The organism is Citrobacter sp. Res13-Sevr-PEB04-36, from assembly GCF_015672735.1.
GTDB lineage: Bacteria > Pseudomonadota > Gammaproteobacteria > Enterobacterales > Enterobacteriaceae > Citrobacter.
In genome coordinates this window covers 1-18,389 of the sequence record NZ_JADABY010000005.1, presented here as the reverse complement: position 1 = coordinate 18,389, position 18,389 = coordinate 1, and the positions used below count along the sequence as shown (strand labels likewise).

Sequence of the window (18,389 nt, the reverse complement as noted above, 5' to 3'; positions counted from 1 at the left end):
TCGATTTTCATCTAAGTTTGTATTCCTGTCAATATATCCACACTCCGTTTAACTTATTGATAATATTGAATATCAACGCAACTCAACATTCTTTTTTTTACTGGTTTTGGTTTGTTCTAAGATCCAAGTCTCAATTTTTTCATGCCATTTGCGCAACAGATCTAAGGGACGACGGCGGTAGTGTTTTTCCGCCAGTGCACTTGGTTTGTGTCCCATAATTTGAGCAACAATACCTGTTGGCACTTCAACCCATTCTGCCAGGGTTCCAAAACTACGGCGTAAGCCGTGAAGGCTGATATGTGGCAACTCAGCTCGAGCTAACGCTCTGTTGTGTGCTGAACGCGGTTCAATAATTTTGCCACTTTTGCTGTTACTTCTGAAAACCCAACACTCCTTATTTACGTCAGAATTTGGGAATTGCACTAGTGCACTTAACAGCTCAGAAACATAAGGAGTGAGAGGGATGATACGTTCGCCTTCGATCTTGTCTTTAATCCTCATGCTTGACCATTTGAAATCTACGTCAGACCACCGAAGTGACGCAATTTCTTCACGCCGTGCACCGGTGAGCAAAAGTACCTGGAGATAGGCCGATGCAATGGGATTATTGAGGCTACGTACGGCACTGAACCAGCTTTTTAACTGTTCTTTTTGTAAGCAATCTCCCGCTTTACTCGCTGATACTGGAACCATTTTTCTCACGTTATGATCTTGTGCAAGATCGCCATGGATTATTCCCTGATATTTTTTCTGGTAATTAGCCCATTTGATAAATGCACGCAACAGACGGTAGGCATGAGCAGTGACGGTAGGCCGATTTTGTCTCTCTGTACTTAGCCATACGGCAATGTTCTCTGGTGTTAGTTCCGATAACGGTAGGTCGAGTAAGCTAGCCAATGGTCCAGACGAGGTTGGGCCCCGGCCTCTTTTTTTACTTTCGCCTCCACGGCTGGACAAGTTCACGTGATCGGCAATATAACGTGCAGAGTAAGGACGTTTAGTTTTTGCGCTGATTCCGGTTCTCAATTCTTGAAGATAATCTTCCCAAGCGCTTGAGAAGGTTACCTTCGTTTTACGAGATTCAGCCTGCTGTGATTCCGCTTCAGCAATTTTTTCTGCTTTAGCTATACGCGGATCTATCCCAGTATCGATTAATGTTTGCAGCCGCCTGGCTTCGGCCCTGGCATCATCAATCCTCCAATCGTTAATGTTGCCAATGGTCATGCGAAGGGTTTTTCCCGCATATACGCTTTGGAACACAAAAGCTTTTGTTCCGCGAGTTGCCCGGCATGCCAGAGTTGGTACATCCGCATCCCAAAGAAATGCTTGGTTTTTACCTTCAGTTAAAGCAAATTTTCGAATGCGCTCGAAGGTGAGTTTTTGTCTCGGAAGTGCCATTTTTGGTCTCCAGATGAGAAAGGTTACATCACCATAATGTAACGGCTGGTGTAAGTAAATTGGGGGAATACACATCAACACCTGTCAATTTTTATCAACAGGCGTTTTTTATAAATTAATGTTTTATAATGAAATAATTGTTTTAAGAGTAGGTTTTTAAAGGGGTAAAAGTATAATAACTTCGCATTCGTAATGCGAAGGTCGTAGGTTCGACTCCTATTATCGGCACCATTTCAAACTCTTCCCAAGTCTACCGAAATCAACTAAAAGCCCGTATAATGCGGTTTCTGGCCCGTATCTTATCTCCTGTCATCAACTGGACTCAACCGAAATCTAGTCGACGCTGGGGGCATAAGTGGGGGCATTCTGTGTTCGGTCCAGGGAGATGCCCCCAATGAAGCTTAATGCGCGACAGGTAGACGCTGCTAAATCCAGAGAGAAAGCCTATAAGCTGGCGGATGGTGCTGGTTTGTATCTTGAGGTTGTTCCCTCTGGTTCCAGATACTGGCGGATGAAGTATCGCTTCAATGGAAAAGAGAAGCGTATGGCTTTTGGTGTCTATCCAGCAGTGTCCCTTGCACAAGCGAGGGCACTACGCGATGAAGCCAAGAAAAAGCTGGCCGAGGGCATCGATCCGTCTTTCGCCAAGAAAGAAGAAAAGCTGGTTCGCGATGTGCAGCTCAACAACACGTTTCAAGCTGTTGCGCTTGAATGGCACGGAACGAAGGTGAGCCGGTGGTCAGAAGGTTATGCCTCCGACATTATCGAAGCTTTCAATAAAGATATTTTCCCTTATATTGGCCAACTGCCGGTGAATGACATCAAGCCTTTGGTTCTGCTGAATGTGCTGCGTCGAATGGAAAACCGTGGCGCGACAGAGAAGGCCAAGAAAGTTCGCCAGCGCTGCAGCGAAGTTTTTCGTTATGCCATCGTTACCGGCCGCGCGGAATACAATCCTGCAGCGGATCTAACCAGCGCGATGTCAGGGCATGAATCGAAGCATTATCCCTTCCTTACTGTAGAGGAGTTACCAGACTTCTTTAAAGCTCTCACAGGCTATACTGGAAGCCCGTTAGTTGTTCTTGCAGCACGTCTGCTGATCCTCACGGGAGTTCGCACCGGTGAGCTTCGAGGTGCTTTCTGGAGTGAGTTTGATCTTGAGAAAGCGGTGTGGGAAATACCTGCAGAGCGTATGAAGATGAAACGGCCTCACCTTGTCCCCCTCTCTACCCAAGCGCTGGAAATCGTACAGCAGCTCAAAGTGATGTCAGGGCAATATCCACTGGTGTTCCCAGGACGTAATGATCCCCGCAAGACGATGAGTGAAGCGAGTATTAATCAGGTGTTTAAGCGGATTGGATATACGGGGAAGGTAACGGGGCATGGTTTCCGTCACACGATGAGTACGATTTTGCACGAGGAAGGGTTCAATACGGCATGGATTGAAACCCAGCTTGCGCATGTCGATAAGAATGCGATTCGTGGGACGTACAACCATGCGTTGTATCTGGAAGGGCGGAGGGAGATGATGCAGTGGTATGCGGATTACATTGATAACATTGGTAAATTTAATCTAATCATAGCATCATAATTTCACCTACAAACTTAGCTACTTATTCGTTAGATAAAGTGAAAATACAAGCAGGTCTCCTCCAAAACGGAGGAGTTCCATACCAGAAAATTTCTTTTTTTGCTGAGTTTCATTTCTGCTTTCTGGAGAAAAGTTACATTTACTTCTGAAGATCTGCTGACCTGCTCCCCGTTGATTAATACACCGCGATGTTAGTAATGTCTTCATAAGCCACATGAGGACATCCCCATGAAGAAGCGTTTTTCCGACGAACAGATCATCAGTATTCTCCGCGAGGCTGAAGCCGGAGTTTCTGCCCGTGAACTCTGCCGTAAGCACGCCATTTCCGACGCCACGTTTTATACCTGGCGTAAGAAGTATGGCGGCATGGAGGTGCCTGAGGTTAAGCGCCTGAAGTCGCTTGAGGAAGAGAACGCCAGACTCAAGAAGCTGCTCGCCGAGGCCATGCTGGATAAGGAGGCGCTTCAGGTGGCTCTTGGGCGAAAGTACTGACGACAGACCAGAAGCGCGAAGTCGTGGTGTTGATGTGTGATGCGACCGGTCTGTCGCAACGTCGTGCCTGCAGACTCACAGGTTTGTCCCTGTCGACCTGCCGCTATGACGCTCAGCGTCCGGCGGCTGATGCCCATTTATCAGGGCGCATTACTGAACTGGCACTGGAGCGCAGGCGTTTTGGCTACCGCCGCATATGGCAGTTACTGCGCCGTGAAGGGCTTCTGGTTAATCACAAGCGCGTGTACCGCCTTTATCATCTGAACGGGCTGGGGGCGTTAAACGCAGACGTCGTCGTAAAGGGCTGGCAACAGAACGTCTGCCGCTGCTCCGCCCGGAGGCGCCCAACCTGACCTGGTCGATGGATTTCGTCATGGATGCGCTGGCTACTGGTCGCAGGATCAAGTGCCTTACCTGCGTCGATGACTTCACAAAGGAATGCCTGACGGTCACTGTTGCCTTCGGGATTTCAGGCGTGCAGGTCACGCGTATTCTGGACAGCATTGCGCTGTTTCGCGGCTATCCGGCTACGATAAGAACCGATCAGGGCCCGGAGTTTACCTGCCGCGCGCTCGATCAGTGGGCCTTTGAGCATGGAGTGGAGCTGCGACTTATCCAGCCCGGCAAGCCGACGCAGAACGGATTTATTGAGAGTTTTAACGGACGCTTTCGCGATGAATGCCTGAATGAACACTGGTTCAGCGACGTCAATCATGCCAGGAAAACCATCAGCGAATGGCGTCAGGATTATAACGAATGTCGCCCGCACTCCACGCTGAATTATCAGACGCCGTCTGAATTTGCAGCGAGCTGGAGAAAGGGTAATTCTGAGAGTGAAGGATTCGATATTACTAACTGAGCCTTGTATCTAATCCTGGGGGCAGGTCAATCAATCCATGCCCCACTAACATGGTCAGTTACTGCAACGCAGTCAACCTCTCTTTCCATCAGGGCAATGAGCCACTCTTTTGCTGTTTCTGCTGGCGCTTTGTAATCTGATGAGGCAGGAGTGTGTGTATGAAAATCAAATTTATACCAATAGCTTCCTACATTAGTGTACATATCAAAGTCCTACTAAGTTATTAAGCTGAAACGTTTTATTGTTTTAAAACATGATGTTAAATCATATTTCCTATTCACATTTTTTACTATTAAATTTTAAAAATTTTGAGTTTTGCTTTCATATATGAAAAAATGCATGTGATGTTGATCGTTTCATTTTTCCGCGTGATAATGAATGTTTCCGTCAGAGGAGAAATTCCTATGAAGCCCCTACAACTCTTCAAAAACCTCTCCGATGAAACCCGTCTAGGGATCGTACTGCTGCTCAGAGAGATGGGAGAGCTGTGCGTGTGCGATCTCTGTACAGCGCTGGATCAGTCGCAACCCAAGATCTCCCGCCATCTGGCAATGCTCCGGGAAAGCGGTCTATTGCTGGATCGCAAGCAGGGGAAATGGGTTCATTATCGCTTATCCCCGCATATTCCATCCTGGGCTGCTCAGGTGATTGAGCAGGCCTGGTTAAGCCAACAGGACGACGTACAGGCCATCGCCCGTAAGCTGGCATCGGCAAACTGCTCTGGTAGCGGTAAGGCTGTTTGCATCTAAAAAATTTGCCTGAACATATATGTTTTTCCAAATGTGAGGTATTCAAAATGAAGACGTTAACGGTGTTTGACCCGGCAATGTGCTGCAGTACCGGCGTATGTGGCTCAGATGTCGATCAGGTTCTGGTTGATTTTTCTGCTGATGTGCAGTGGCTGAAAGGACGTGGCGTACAGGTTGAACGTTACAACCTGGCGCAGCAGCCCATGAGCTTTGTTCAGAATGAGAAAGCAAAAGCATTCCTCGAAGCATCTGGAGCAGAAGGGCTTCCGCTACTGCTGTTGGACGGTGAAACTGTGATGGCAGGACGATACCCAAAACGTGCTGAGCTGGCTCGCTGGTTCGGTATTCCGCTGGAGAAGGTAGGGTTAGCTCCCACCAGTTGCTGTGGTGGTAATACTTCCTGTTGCTGAGTATGTCAGGAGGACATATGAAATTCTTACAGAATATCCCACCTTACCTGTTTTTTACCGGTAAGGGAGGTGTAGGAAAAACTTCTATTTCCTGCGCGACGGCAATCCGCCTTGCTGAACAGGGTAAGCGGGTTTTGCTGGTCAGTACCGATCCAGCCTCCAATGTCGGCCAGGTATTCGATCAGGCTATCGGTAACACCATTCGCCCTGTGGCAGCAGTTCATGGACTTTCCGCTCTGGAAATCGACCCGCAGGAAGCCGCGAAACAATATCGCTCCAGAATCGTTGATCCTATCAAAGGTCTTTTGCCTGATGACGTTGTTAACAGTATCAGCGAGCAGCTTTCAGGAGCCTGTACCACTGAGATTGCGGCGTTTGATGAGTTCACCGGCTTATTGACAGACGCTTCCCTGCTGACCCGCTTCGATCACATCATTTTTGATACAGCGCCGACGGGCCACACGATTCGCCTTCTCCAGCTTCCCGGTGCCTGGAGTAGTTTCATTGAAAGTAATCCAGATGGTGCTTCCTGTCTTGGCCCAATGGCCGGGCTGGAAAAGCAGCGTGAGCAGTATGCTCATGCGGTAGAGGCGTTGTCCGATCCTGAACGTACCCGCCTGGTTCTGGTTGCGCGACTGCAAAAATCTACGCTGCAGGAAGTCGCCCGCACCCATGAAGAACTCGCCGCAATTGGCCTGAAAAACCAATACCTGGTGATTAATGGTGTGCTGCCTAAAGCCGAAGCTGAACATGACGCCCTGGCCGCTGCGATATGGCAACGTGAGCAGGAGGCACTGGCAAATCTTCCTGCCGGTTTATCTGGGCTACCGACAGATACCCTATTACTACAGCCAGTCAATATGGTTGGTGTTTCAGCATTGAAGGGACTGCTGGATACCGGTTCTGAGGCATTACCGCTCCCGGTAACGAACATCCAGTACACGCCTGAAAACTTATCGCTCTCTGGCTTGGTCAATGATATCGCTCGCAGTGAACACGGCCTGATTATGCTGATGGGCAAAGGTGGCGTAGGGAAAACCACAATGGCTGCTGCCATCGCCGTAAGGCTGGCAGACATGGGATTTGACGTGCATCTCACGACTTCTGATCCTGCTGCGCACCTAAGTACAACGCTGAACGGCAGCCTCAAAAACCTTCAGGTCAGCCGCATCAACCCTCACGATGAAACCGAACGCTATCGCCAGCATGTTCTTGAGACGAAGGGAAGAGATCTGGACGAAGCAGGGAAACGGCTACTGGAAGAGGATTTGCGCTCTCCTTGCACGGAAGAGATTGCGGTGTTCCAGGCGTTCTCACGCGTAATCCGTGAAGCAGGCAAACGGTTTGTGGTCATGGATACAGCACCTACCGGGCATACGCTATTACTGCTTGATGCTACCGGGGCTTATCACCGTGAGATTGCCAAGAAGATGGGGGATAAAGGTCATTTTACCACTCCGATGATGCAGCTTCAGGACCCGGAACGCACCAAAGTCCTGCTGGTCACTCTGCCTGAAACCACACCGGTACTGGAAGCGGCAAACCTGCAGGCTGACCTTGAAAGAGCGGGGATTCATCCGTGGGGCTGGATTATCAATAACAGCCTTTCCACTGCGGATACGCGTTCTCCGTTGCTTTGCCAGCGCGCTCGTCAGGAACTGCCTCAGATTGAGGCTGTTAAGAATCAGCACTCTAACCGTATAGCGCTTGTTCCGGTGCTGGCGTCAGAGCCCGCCGGTATTGAAAAGCTCAGAGAGTTGATGAGTTAATTTTTTGACATATACAGGGCGACAAAGTCGCCCTGTCAGGAGGTTTTATGTTACTGGCAGGCGCTATTTTTGTCCTGACCATTGTTTTGGTTATCTGGCAACCAAAGGGATTAGGGATCGGCTGGAGTGCAATGCTGGGCGCGGGACTGGCTCTGATATCTGGCGTTGTGCATGTGGGCGATATTCCGGTGGTGTGGAATATCGTCTGGAACGCGACGGCGACCTTTATTGCCGTGATTATTATCAGCCTGCTGCTTGATGAATCAGGCTTTTTCGAATGGGCGGCATTGCATGTTTCGCGCTGGGGTAACGGTCGTGGCCGTTTGCTCTTTACGTATATCGTCCTGCTAGGTGCAGCGGTGGCGGCATTGTTTGCCAACGATGGTGCGGCATTGATTCTTACTCCAATTGTCATCGCCATGCTACTGGCATTAGGGTTCAGCAAAGGCACGACACTGGCATTTGTCATGGCTGCCGGGTTTATTGCCGATACGGCCAGCCTGCCGCTTATCGTGTCGAACCTGGTGAATATCGTATCGGCGGACTTCTTTGGTCTGGGATTCACCGAATATGCGTCGGTAATGGTGCCGGTGGATATTGCAGCCATTGTTGCCACTCTGGTTATGCTGCATCTTTTCTTCCGCAAAGATATTCCGCCGACTTACGACCTGGCTCTCCTTAAGACACCGGCAAAGGCGATTAAAGATCTGGCAACCTTCAGAACCGGATGGATAGTGTTGATCCTTCTTCTGGTTGGCTTTTTCGTCCTTGAGCCGTTGGGTATCCCGGTCAGCGCGATTGCTGCTGTAGGAGCTGTCATTCTGTTTGCGGTGGCGAAACGAGGCCATGCCATTAACACTGGCAAAGTGCTGCGCGGTGCGCCATGGCAGATCGTCATCTTCTCATTGGGGATGTACCTGGTGGTCTACGGTCTGCGCAACGCCGGGCTAACCGAATACCTTTCCGGTGTGCTGAACGTACTGGCGGATAAAGGACTCTGGGCTGCGACGCTGGGTACTGGCTTCCTGACGGCTTTCCTGTCTTCCATCATGAACAACATGCCTACCGTGCTGGTTGGCGCTCTTTCTATCGATGGAAGCACCGCAACAGGCGTTATCAAAGAAGCGATGATCTACGCCAACGTGATTGGCTGCGATCTGGGCCCGAAAATTACACCTATTGGTAGCCTGGCAACGCTGCTCTGGCTGCATGTCCTTTCACAGAAGAATATGACCATCACCTGGGGATACTATTTCCGCACCGGGATCGTCATGACTCTGCCTGTGCTGTTTGTAACGCTAGCCGCGCTGGCGCTACGTCTCTCTTTCACTTTGTAATGAGATACTGATATGAGCAACATCACCATTTATCACAACCCAGCCTGCGGCACGTCGCGTAATACGCTGGAGATGATCCGCAACAGCGGTAATGAACCGACAGTCATTCATTACCTTGAAAATCCACCGTCACGCGATGAGTTGGTCAAACTTATCGCAGATATGGAGATTACAGTACGGGCGCTGCTGCGTAAAAATGTCGAGCCTTATGAAGAACTGGGGCTTGCCGAAGACAAGTATACTGACGATCAGTTAATCGATTTTATGCTTCAGCATCCGATCCTGATTAACCGCCCGATTGTGGTGACACCGTTGGGAACGCGCCTTTGCCGCCCTTCCGAAGTGGTACTGGATATTCTTCCGGATGCGCAAAAAGGCGCATTTGCTAAGGAAGACGGCGAGAAAGTCGTTGATGAAACAGGTAAGCGATTGAAATAAACATAAAGGGGGCAGACGCCCCCTTATTCCTGCCTCAGAGCATAAGATCTGAATCTTCTGGCAGAGTACTATTCCCTTCACCAAGTTTCATTTGCAGCAAAACCGTGTCAAGCCAGCGGCCATGTTTGAAACCAATGTCCTTTAATGTGCCTATTTCAGTAAATCCTGCGCGGATATGAAGCGCAACAGAAGCGACGTTAGCGCTGTCACCCACAACAGCAATCATCTGACGATATCCCTGAGATTTGGCCCATTTTAATGCATGATCGAGCAGTGCTTTTCCGACGCCCTGTCGCTGATAAGCCGGATCAATATATATCGAATTTTCGACCGTATACCGATAAGCATGGCGTTCGCGGTAACGGGAAATATAACAGTAGCCGATGACCTTATCGCCCTGTAGGGCGACATACCATGGGAATCCTCGAGACTGAATGTTCCTCAGTCGGTTAAGCATTTCCTGCGTATCCGGGGGTTCGGTTTCGAAGCTACCTGTACCATGCAGAACATGGTGAGCATAGATATTGCGTATCGCGGTAATGTGCTGTTCTTCAGCATTAATAATGTGCATCGTGTTACTCCAGTAATGGTGTTTTACAAACTACCGGAATTCGCGACAGCAGGTTAAGTACTTAAACTTATAACCTGTATAAGCAAAAGTTTGGCTGCAGTAAATGGGGCCGTAGCCCCATCTATTAGCCTGCCATTTTTGCCAGCAGAGCCGCACCCACTGGTTCTTCGTTTTGCAGTGGCGTTAATGCAATACGCTTTGCAAACTGCTCTGTAACGTCATTTATCAGCGGCAGTTCGCGACTGGCTCGGGTTTCCCTGTCCACGCTTTATCGTTAGCTCGTTACCGGCAGGCTTTCTCACCCAGTGGCGCAAAAGATGACCCGCAGGATGCTGAGCTGGCATTAGAGTTAATGCTGCGTTACCCCCAGAAGATAAAAGCTATTGAACCTGACAATGCGGATATTCGCTTACTTCAGCAACTGGTTGAGCAGCGTCGTCAGTTGGTTGAAGATAAACGCCGTTTTGTGAACCGGCTAATCAACACGCTCAAACAGTATTATCCTCAACCCCTGGAGTGGTTCTCACATCGGGGTAGCTTGCTATTGTGTGAACTGCTTATACGGTGGCCCAGTCTGCAACAATTGAAACGAGCCCGGCACGACACGATCCGTAACTTTCTGAATGCCAAAGGTGGTCGCGCAATGGCCCTTACCGAGCAGCGTGTGGTGAGTATTGATAACGCCATCCCGTTGACGACAGACCCGAGTGTTATAGAGGCTAATGCTTTGATGGCAACAGCACTGGCGACACAAATTAAAGTCGTGAGTGAAATCATCAAAACCTATGACGAACGAATCGAAACGCTGTTTGAGACATTGCCAGATTCGGGGCTGTTCAAATCACTTCCGGGCATGGGGCCGTGTATGGGACCACGAATGCTTGCTGCACTTGGTGATAACCGTGACCGGTTTAACAGCGCTGAAGAAATTCAAAACTACGCAGGTATTGCGCCGGTGACAGAACGAAGTGGCCAGAAATCCTGGGTTCACTGGCGATGGCAGTGTGCCAAGTTCGTCCGGCAGACCTTTGTTGAATGGGCTGCCAAAACGGTTAACTCATCATACTGGGCCAGGCTGTATTATCAGGGACTGCGAGAAAAAGGAAAATCTCACCAGTCTGCAATCCGGGCTCTGGCCTTCAAATGGATAAGGATCATTTACCGCTGCTGGAAGACCCGAACCCAGTACGATGAAGCGAAGTATTTGCTGGCTCTCGAAGCGCGACGCTCGCCTTTACTGAAGCCATAAAAAGCTTGTCGAATGTCTCAGGGCGTGAAGCAGACATTATTCTTCGTCCTCTACTTCGCCCATTCTTTTTGCAGTAACGCATAGATGTTTGTGTCGTCATACCTTGCCTTACCATCCTCGTTTTCAAAGGCGACAAACTCTTTAAAACAACCTTCATGCCGCATATGCAAACGTTCACAGAGTTTTTGAGAGGCCAGATTGTAAACTTCTACCCAGGCATACAAACGCCTGGCATCTTTTACTTTAAATAAATAATCAAACAGTGCAGTAACTGACTCGCTCGCATATCCATGACGTTCATAACGTTGATTAAAATGCCAGCCCACTGACCAGGTATTGCTGTCTGGCTCGTCGCTATTGTCCGCAAAAATATGTCCGATTAACGTATCAGTTTCTTTTAGACTAACGGCAAACTGTGCTGGGTCCGTGGCTCGTTTAGCCACGTCGCTCTTCGCCTCGGCTAGCGAATGTAACTTTTCATCCTTAAAGCAAGGAGCACGTGGTGAAGAGAGGTAATCGAAAAGTGCTGCCGCACCCTCTGCCTTAAAAGGGCGAATGATTAACCGTTGAGTGACAATGATGTTCATAATGTCCTTGATAATGTAATGCCAGCCAGTTCAGCAAGAAACCTGCTTTAAACTGGCCGGGACACAGGGCAGGGATTAGCCGTTCCGGCTATTCCCCGGTCTGTCTTTACGCATGCCAGTAAATTTTGTGATCGTCACGAAAAATACCGGAACAAAGAAAATGGCCAGTAGCGTTCCGCTAATCATCCCGCCGAATACACCGGTACCAATCGCATGCTGCGTGCTGTCGCTGGCTCCACTGGCGAGCATCAGTGGAACCACACCTAATGTGAAAGCCAGAGAAGTCATCAGAATTGGCCGTAAGCGTTGCTTTCCAGCCGTCAATGTCGCATCGATAAGGCTCTTTCCTTCTTTCATCAATTGTCTCGCGAACTCGATAATCAGAATCGCATTCTTGGCGGAAAGTCCAATCAGGGTTATCAGGCCCACTTTGAAAAAGACGTCATTCGTCATATTCGTAACGGATACGGCCAGCACAGCACCGAGCAGTCCCAAAGGAACAACAAGCATGACTGCGAAGGGAATGGACCAGCTTTCGTAAAGCGCAGCCAGCACCATGAATACCGCCAGAACCGAGAGCACAATAAGACCCGGAAGCTGTGATGCGGACTCCTTTTCCTGTAACGAACTTCCCGCCCACTCACCGGCGAATCCCGGTGGTAAGTGCTCAGCCAGTTTGTCCATTGCCGCCATTGCGGTACCCGACGATTTTCCCTGTGCAGCACTCCCGGTTATGCGTATGGCAGGATATCCCTGATAGCGTATCAGTTGCTGTGGTGCAACATTCCACGAAAGCGTCACAAAAGTGGATAACGGAAGCATCTGCCCCAGACGATTTTTGACAGACAAAGCCAACAGTTGTTCTGGTTGCATCCGGTACGGCGCATCCGCCTGGACGATAACCTGCTGAACCCGGCCATTATTGGTATAGTCATTAACATAATTGGAACCTGTTGCAACGGAAATGGTTTGATTTATCTCATCAAACGATACCCCCATGGCCTCCGCTTTTTCCCTGTCGATATGCAGGTCAAGGCTTGTTCCCTCACCAAGCCCATCAATATAGACATCGGCAAGTTGAGAATTATGATTTGCCTGCACAATAAGCTCATCGGCCGCCTGCTTGAGTGCCTGATAGCCTTTCCCCCCTCTGTCCTGTAAATAATAAGTGAACCCGGATGAGGTTCCCATATCAGAAATGGCCGGAGGCAGCAGACTCATTGTTACGGCGTCCGGCACGTTTGCCATTTGGGACTGAATATGGTCGGCCTCTTCCTGTGCCGTGGTTCCTTTGCGTTGTTTCCAGTCCTTGAGGGTGGTGAATGCCATGGCCGAATTTTGACCTGATCCTGAGAAACCAAATCCCAGGATCATAATGTTACTTTCTACCGCCTGCCTGTGGGCGATCTCCTCCTCAAATGTATCGACAACCTTAAGTGTCCGCTGCATCGTGGCATCAGAAGGGAGCTGGATTGAGGACATAAAATAGCCCTGATCTTCATCGGGTAAAAATGATGATGGTAAGGAAGACAGACCGGCAAACAATGCCAAACATAATGCAGCGTAGATCATCATCATACGGCCGGTACGCTTCAGAACAAATCCCAGACCAGTGGCGTAAAACGTCGTCAGGCGATGAAAGTGAGCGTTAAACCACGCTGAAAATGCGCTGCTTTTACCCTGATGAATACCATGTGGTTTGAGCAAGGTTGCACAAAGCGCAGGGGTTAACGTCAGTGCCAGGAATGCCGACAGTAAAATGGATATAGCCATCGAAATGCTGAACTGTCGATAAATAATACCCACGGATCCGCTGGCAAAGGCCATAGGGATAAACACCGCAGTAAGCACCAGCGTAATGCCAATGATTGCCGGCGTAATTTCACGCATCGCTTCTCGCGTGGCATCCTGTGGAGACATTTTTTTGTCTTCCATCAGTCGTTCGACGTTCTCTACTACCACAATCGCGTCGTCAACAATAATCCCGATGGCCAGCACCATTCCAAACATGGTTAAAATATTGATGGAATAACCGCTTAATAGCATTACGGTAAAAGTGCCGAGCAGCGCCACGGGGGCCACAATCGCAGGAATAAGCGTGCAGCGTATCTTGTGAAGGAAAAGCAGCATCACGAAAAAGACCAGAACCATGGCTTCAACAAATGTCTCAACTACCTTCAATATCGACAGTTTTACAAACGGAGCCGTATCGAAAGGCACGGTGAATGTCATTCCCTCGGGAAGTACACCGGACAGTTCTGTTAACCGTGCGCGGATATCCGACGCAGTACTGATCGCATTTGCGCCAGGAGAAAGCTGAATAGCTGCCGCCGTTGCGGGGACCCCATTTTCACGGATCCCAAATGCGTAACTTTGTAACCCGGATTCCACGCGGGCGACGTCTGCCAGCGTCAGGCGGGCGGCGGAGACCTGCGATTTAATCGTGATATTGCGAAATTCTTCAACCGAAGAGAGTTGTCCTTTTACCGTTATAGGATAAGTCACACCTTGCCCGCTAGCCGCAGGCTCATCTCCGGTTCTGCCCGGTGAAACAATCACGTTTTGTTGACTGATGGCGCTTAATACATCCGTAACTGAGAGCCCATAGCTGTGTAATTTCATCGGGTCCAGCCATATGCGGAGCGCCTTTTCCCCACCAAAAAGCTGGACTTTACCTACACCGGGTACGCGCCGGAGTTCATCAGTAACATTCCTGGCAAAATAATCGCTTAAGTCAGCTTCCTGATAGTCCCCGTTTTGGGATTTTAATCCCACCATCATTAAAAAACCGGAATTAGCTGCCTCAACACTTATCCCATTCTGTCTTACCGACTGCGGCAGGCGAGATTCCACAATTTTAATTTGGTTTTGCAGATCCATCTGAGCGAGTTTGATGTCGGTTCCGGGTTTGAAGGTTACAATAATTGACGCCATCCCCGTCGTGTCACTGGAAGATTCAAAATAGAGTAAATTGTCAACACTCGCAATTTCACGCTCGATCAGAGACACGACGGACGTGTTCATCACCTCCGGGCTGGCACCAGGGTAACTCACTGAAATGATAATACCGGGTGGCGCAACGGCAGGGTATTGCGCAACCGGTAAACGAGGAATAGACAATATTCCAGTCAGAACAATAAACAGGGCGATAACCCATGCGAAGATGGGGCGCTCAATGAAAAAGTGCGGCATCAGATGTACTTCCAGTCAACATACAAAGGGTAAAAATTCAGCATGGTTTTCCTGATAAAGAGGTCTCATCGTCTGTCGAAACTCGTTTACCGATATCCCTGAGCTGGGAAAATTTCTCAAGAAGTTGTGGTGCGTCATCCAGGCTTGTTGCAAACATCCACATATAGGTCATGACGGAATAAATATGTCCTGCATTAATTCCGGACTCCATGCTCATCCTGATAATGGTCATGGAAAAGAGAGCAGAAACCAGAAGGCCTATGCATAAATATCCCCATGCCTCTCTGTCGGATAACACCACGCGCAGGCGGGCAAGTGTGTCATAATGTCGCTTAAGAGCACCAAAAGACGCCTTGTTAACATAATCGACCTCTTTCTCAAGGCGATTATTGAGCCGTCTGTAGAATGTCTCATTTTTGAAAGTATAACTTGAGACAAAACACATCAGTATGGCTACGATGATCAAACAGGTTATTCCTGTCCAGAATTCAATCCATAACAGCATTGTTGCTGCGCCGAAAAGGGAAATGATCGAGGTAATCAATACAGGCAGGTGCAACTCGAAGAAATCCACAAATTCACGGGACAGAGTGACTCTCGCAGCAATAGTCGAGTGATTAAGTGAATATTTTCGCTGGGCTAAAACTACTGTCACAGCAAGACTTGCGTAGATACGTGCAAATGTTCGCGTATCTACACTACGTCTGGTGGCTCCCATGCACCACATAAACAGAACCATCAGGCCATAAAGGGCCGCACGTGACGTCTGTCCGCCCAGGATGGCATTGATCGCCATGCCCGCCAAAATGGGGTAGAGCAGGAATGCAACGTTTTCAGCAATAACCAGCATGAAAGTAATGCATAATTTCTTCCTGTGCCGCCAAGCAAGTCTCTTCAGTGAGATAGCAACCCCGGGAGCCGTTGGTTTGTTGTTGCCTTTATAAATCATGATAAATGTGTATTAAGCATCTGGGTGTAAAAGCATTCTGCCGTTGGTTTATATTTGAGCTAAGTAAATGAGGCAGCATAATAGAGCTGTCATAAAAACATGCGCTAAGTGTAACGTGATGATGTCAATCGTGAATGGATGTTTTATGGAGGATATGTGTACTCACCCCTTAATTTGAGTATCATTCTGACAATGCAGAATATCAAACCATTCTTAAACATAAAAACAAAGGTACTCCGCACAAGAAAACCAATAAAAAACTTTCATAATAAAAAACAAAATCATTAATATCTGGAGAACTATTCAAAAGCAGATGTAGTACAGTAATGGCTTGTAGAAACAGTAAGATAAGACCGAACGTTATTGCAATGAAACTTTTTAAAACTCCAGGTTTTTTCTGAAGAAAAAATGACAATGCAGCAATGATTATAAAAACACGAATCAGTAAAGATGAAGGTAAAGTGGATTCTACTTTTTCATTAATTGCATGCACAAGGCGAAGCCAGGTAGATAATAATCCATATGTAACGATACAAAATAAAAGTGAGGCCATCAAATTCTCACGTCGGAATAAAAATTTAGTCAGCATCATAACTCTCTTTAGACAACAGTACATATTGCATGTAACCCTCAACATGGTTGTAGATTATTGCCTGGCGATGTTGATTAATTATTTATAAAATGTGTAGTGAATATGGAGAGCGTGGCTGGTTAAGTTTGCAATAACTTTTTAATGAACTTTTTAAAATAATATCTGTCTATTAAAGTTAAGTTGAAAAATCATTAAGCATGACGATAAAAGGTATTTCTGGGTAAAATGCATGTTGTCATCAGCACTGTGGAAGAAAATATGAACAACAATCTGATTATCGTCGCAGAAGACGATGATGACATCGCCGCCATACTGACGGGCTATTTAAATAAGGCTGGCATGAAAACCTTAAGAGCCGAAGATGGCGAGCAGGCGATCAACCTTACTCGTCAACACAAACCCGACCTTCTGCTGCTGGACATTCACCTGCCCGTATATGATGGCTGGAATGTTCTTACAACGTTAAGAAAGGAAACTAATGTCCCCGTCATCATGGTTACAGCACTTGATCAAGACGTTGATAAACTGATGGGTCTACGGCTAGGGGCTGACGACTATGTGATAAAACCCTTTAATCCATCAGAGGTTATTGCCAGGGTTGAAGCTGTACTTCGCAGAACCAGACCGGTTGCAGAGTCTACACATTCACGGCCTTTAAGAACGCCTTTTATAACGATCTATCCTGATGAGTTTTACGTTGAAATCACTGCTCAAGGTGAGGTTTCCACGCCAGTATTAACCACCACAGAGTTTAAGCTTCTGGCCTATCTGGCAAGAAACCCGAGAAAAGTCTGTTCTCGTGAAGAGTTACTTGATGCGTGTTTGCCTGAGGGAGACTCGCTGGATCGCACTGTAGACAGCCATATGAGTAAACTTCGGAAAAAGCTTGAACATGCCGGATTGAAGGGCATTCCGGAAAGCATCCGAGGATTAGGGTACCGGTTGGGTGACAAAAAATGAACAAAGAAACGATCCTGAGCCGTCAGATTTTGACATATATGCTGTCTTTAACATTCGTTATTATTGCAATTGCCGTACTGGGTTCCTATTTGTTTTACAGTTTCTTGATTTACTATCTTCCGGGAGGGGGAAACGTTGAAAATGAAGACGCTATGACCTTTCTTGATTGGATGTGGATCTTAATCGCTTCATTAACCAGTCTGGTCGTTTCGCTCTTTTTTACTGTAAAATTATCCGCAAGAATATTAAAACCCTTGAATGATGTAGCGTACAGCCTTAAACAAATCTCTCAGGGGAACCTTAGCGCAAGAGCGATTAACTGTGGTTCTCAGTTGGGGGAAATGAATAAACTCGTCGATGATTTTAATGAGATGGCGGAGAAGTTACAGACGCTGGATGCACAGCGAAATTTATGGAATGCTGCAATCGCTCATGAACTCCGAACACCTGTGACTATTTTGCGGGGCAGGCTTCAGGGACTGGTTGACGGTGTATTCGAACCAGAACCACCGCTCTTCAGAAACCTCCTTAAACAAACTGAAGGCCTGACTAACTTAATCGAGGATCTTCGAGTCGTGAGCTCCTCTGGAGGAGCAGGATATTCCTTGATGCTCAGTGAAGTCGATCTTGCGACACTAATCACCAGTGCGCTTGATACCTTTTTGCCCGACTTTGAAACAAAACGCTTTAACATAGTGACCGAGCTTAGCTGTCAGCGTTGCATCTGCGATCCTTTACGTATTATTCAGTGTCTGACCGTTCTTTTTGATAATTCCTTAAAATATTCCACATCACAAACTCTTTTAGTAAAGAATGGTATTGTGGGAAACGATAATTTTATTATCGTTCAGGATAAAGGACCTGGAATTCCTGAAGAACTCCAGAAGTCCTTATTCCAGCCTTTTCAGCGAGGAGAATACGCTAAAAATATTAATCCAGAGGGCTGTGGTTTAGGGTTGTCGGTAGTTAAAGCCATTATGCGTGCCCACGGCGGAGACGTTAGCTATGGTATAACGCAAGAAAATGGCTCACTTTTCAAACTCTCATGGCCTGTTCAAGGGCATGAATAAACAGGCTCGATTGGGTCTGTTTCAGCAAGAGACAGATCCCACATACTGCCGAGTTTTGCGTCCCAGATTGCAGGGGTGATTTTAAGCTTGCCTCTTTTGGGACTTAATGTTATTTCGCTGAAATAGATATCTTCTCCTTTTAGCATAAGATCGACTCGGCAGTAGTCTATCTCTTT

General features: G+C 47.8%; 17 protein-coding genes and 2 pseudogenes. 10 read left to right on the top strand and 9 right to left on the bottom strand.

What is annotated here, in order from left to right; all coding sequences use genetic code 11:
- Window positions 1–72 precede the first annotated feature (72 nt).
- On the bottom strand, window positions 73–1,473 hold the full coding sequence (locus IMQ48_RS00695) for an integrase family protein (RefSeq protein WP_196207500.1): 1,401 nt from the start codon (window positions 1,471–1,473) through the stop codon (window positions 73–75).
- A 319-nt stretch (window positions 1,474–1,792) separates the two neighbouring features.
- Here IMQ48_RS00695 and IMQ48_RS00690 point away from each other — a divergent pair, with 319 nt between their 5' ends.
- Both IMQ48_RS00690 and IMQ48_RS00685 read left to right on the top strand, forming a co-directional pair.
- Complete coding sequence (locus tag IMQ48_RS00690; protein WP_085551233.1) at window positions 1,793–2,989, top strand: integrase arm-type DNA-binding domain-containing protein; 1,197 nt, start codon at window positions 1,793–1,795, stop codon at window positions 2,987–2,989.
- 228 nt (window positions 2,990–3,217) lie between these two features.
- A pseudogene (locus IMQ48_RS00685) lies at window positions 3,218–4,340 on the top strand (IS3 family transposase).
- Between the two features lie 26 nt (window positions 4,341–4,366).
- Here IMQ48_RS00685 and IMQ48_RS00680 read toward each other — a convergent pair.
- Window positions 4,367–4,543, bottom strand: a complete 177-nt coding sequence (locus tag IMQ48_RS00680) for a hypothetical protein (protein WP_196207575.1) — start codon at window positions 4,541–4,543, stop codon at window positions 4,367–4,369.
- A gap of 201 nt (window positions 4,544–4,744) precedes the next feature.
- Here IMQ48_RS00680 and arsR point away from each other — a divergent pair, with 201 nt between their 5' ends.
- The 5 genes from arsR to arsC are packed head-to-tail and all read left to right on the top strand — an operon-like array spanning window position 4,745 to window position 9,043.
- The gene (arsR, locus tag IMQ48_RS00675; RefSeq protein WP_096875271.1) at window positions 4,745–5,089 is read left to right on the top strand and encodes an As(III)-sensing metalloregulatory transcriptional repressor ArsR; all 345 of its coding nucleotides are present in this window, start codon (window positions 4,745–4,747) and stop codon (window positions 5,087–5,089) included.
- A gap of 47 nt (window positions 5,090–5,136) precedes the next feature.
- Window positions 5,137–5,499 carry an arsenite efflux transporter metallochaperone ArsD gene (gene arsD, locus IMQ48_RS00670; RefSeq protein WP_000855179.1) on the top strand — a complete coding sequence of 121 codons (363 nt, stop codon included), beginning with the start codon at window positions 5,137–5,139 and terminating at the stop codon, window positions 5,497–5,499.
- 17 nt (window positions 5,500–5,516) lie between these two features.
- Window positions 5,517–7,268: an arsenite efflux transporter ATPase subunit ArsA gene (gene arsA / locus IMQ48_RS00665; RefSeq protein ID WP_085551238.1), complete on the top strand. Its 1,752-nt coding sequence runs from the start codon at window positions 5,517–5,519 to the stop codon at window positions 7,266–7,268.
- Window positions 7,269–7,315: 47 nt separating this feature from the next.
- Complete coding sequence (gene arsB / locus IMQ48_RS00660; RefSeq protein ID WP_020839045.1) at window positions 7,316–8,605, top strand: arsenite efflux transporter membrane subunit ArsB; 1,290 nt, start codon at window positions 7,316–7,318, stop codon at window positions 8,603–8,605.
- A 12-nt stretch (window positions 8,606–8,617) separates the two neighbouring features.
- Window positions 8,618–9,043 (top strand): glutaredoxin-dependent arsenate reductase, encoded by a 426-nt coding sequence (gene arsC / locus IMQ48_RS00655; RefSeq protein WP_181501957.1) that lies wholly within the window; start codon window positions 8,618–8,620, stop codon window positions 9,041–9,043.
- 34 nt (window positions 9,044–9,077) lie between these two features.
- Here the strand turns inward: arsC and IMQ48_RS00650 are convergent, their stop codons facing one another.
- Both IMQ48_RS00650 and IMQ48_RS00645 read right to left on the bottom strand, forming a co-directional pair.
- Window positions 9,078–9,614 carry a GNAT family N-acetyltransferase gene (locus IMQ48_RS00650; RefSeq protein ID WP_117137624.1) on the bottom strand — a complete coding sequence of 179 codons (537 nt, stop codon included), beginning with the start codon at window positions 9,612–9,614 and terminating at the stop codon, window positions 9,078–9,080.
- A 124-nt stretch (window positions 9,615–9,738) separates the two neighbouring features.
- Complete coding sequence (locus IMQ48_RS00645; protein ID WP_181502610.1) at window positions 9,739–9,879, bottom strand: hypothetical protein; 141 nt, start codon at window positions 9,877–9,879, stop codon at window positions 9,739–9,741.
- On the opposite strand from IMQ48_RS00645, the pseudogene IMQ48_RS00640 reads away from it, so the two are divergent.
- A pseudogene (locus IMQ48_RS00640) lies at window positions 9,871–10,863 on the top strand (IS110 family transposase); the annotation flags it as partial. The gene IMQ48_RS00645 and the pseudogene IMQ48_RS00640 sit on opposite strands and share 9 nt — an antisense overlap.
- A 50-nt stretch (window positions 10,864–10,913) precedes the next feature.
- On the opposite strand, the gene IMQ48_RS00635 reads toward IMQ48_RS00640, so the two are convergent.
- The 4 genes from IMQ48_RS00635 to IMQ48_RS00620 form a co-directional block, all read right to left on the bottom strand.
- Complete coding sequence (locus tag IMQ48_RS00635; RefSeq protein ID WP_181501956.1) at window positions 10,914–11,450, bottom strand: GNAT family N-acetyltransferase; 537 nt, start codon at window positions 11,448–11,450, stop codon at window positions 10,914–10,916.
- Window positions 11,451–11,525: 75 nt separating this feature from the next.
- Complete coding sequence (kexD, locus tag IMQ48_RS00630; RefSeq protein ID WP_196207499.1) at window positions 11,526–14,642, bottom strand: multidrug efflux RND transporter permease subunit KexD; 3,117 nt, start codon at window positions 14,640–14,642, stop codon at window positions 11,526–11,528.
- Window positions 14,643–14,679: 37 nt separating this feature from the next.
- On the bottom strand, window positions 14,680–15,591 hold the full coding sequence (locus IMQ48_RS00625; protein WP_179373295.1) for an ABC transporter six-transmembrane domain-containing protein: 912 nt from the start codon (window positions 15,589–15,591) through the stop codon (window positions 14,680–14,682).
- Window positions 15,592–15,793: 202 nt separating this feature from the next.
- Window positions 15,794–16,183 (bottom strand): transporter, encoded by a 390-nt coding sequence (locus IMQ48_RS00620; RefSeq protein WP_181501954.1) that lies wholly within the window; start codon window positions 16,181–16,183, stop codon window positions 15,794–15,796.
- 258 nt (window positions 16,184–16,441) lie between these two features.
- On the opposite strand from IMQ48_RS00620, the gene IMQ48_RS00615 reads away from it, so the two are divergent.
- Window positions 16,442–17,143: a response regulator gene (locus IMQ48_RS00615; RefSeq protein WP_163361702.1), complete on the top strand. Its 702-nt coding sequence runs from the start codon at window positions 16,442–16,444 to the stop codon at window positions 17,141–17,143.
- Window positions 17,140–18,213 (top strand): ATP-binding protein, encoded by a 1,074-nt coding sequence (locus IMQ48_RS00610; RefSeq protein WP_163361703.1) that lies wholly within the window; start codon window positions 17,140–17,142, stop codon window positions 18,211–18,213. Before IMQ48_RS00615 ends, IMQ48_RS00610 begins: the two co-directional genes overlap by 4 nt.
- Here IMQ48_RS00610 and IMQ48_RS00605 read toward each other — a convergent pair.
- A partial coding sequence (locus IMQ48_RS00605) for an ATP-grasp fold amidoligase family protein (protein WP_304520286.1) occupies window positions 18,198–18,389 on the bottom strand: 192 nt, incomplete at its 5' end. The genes IMQ48_RS00610 and IMQ48_RS00605 overlap by 16 nt on opposite strands.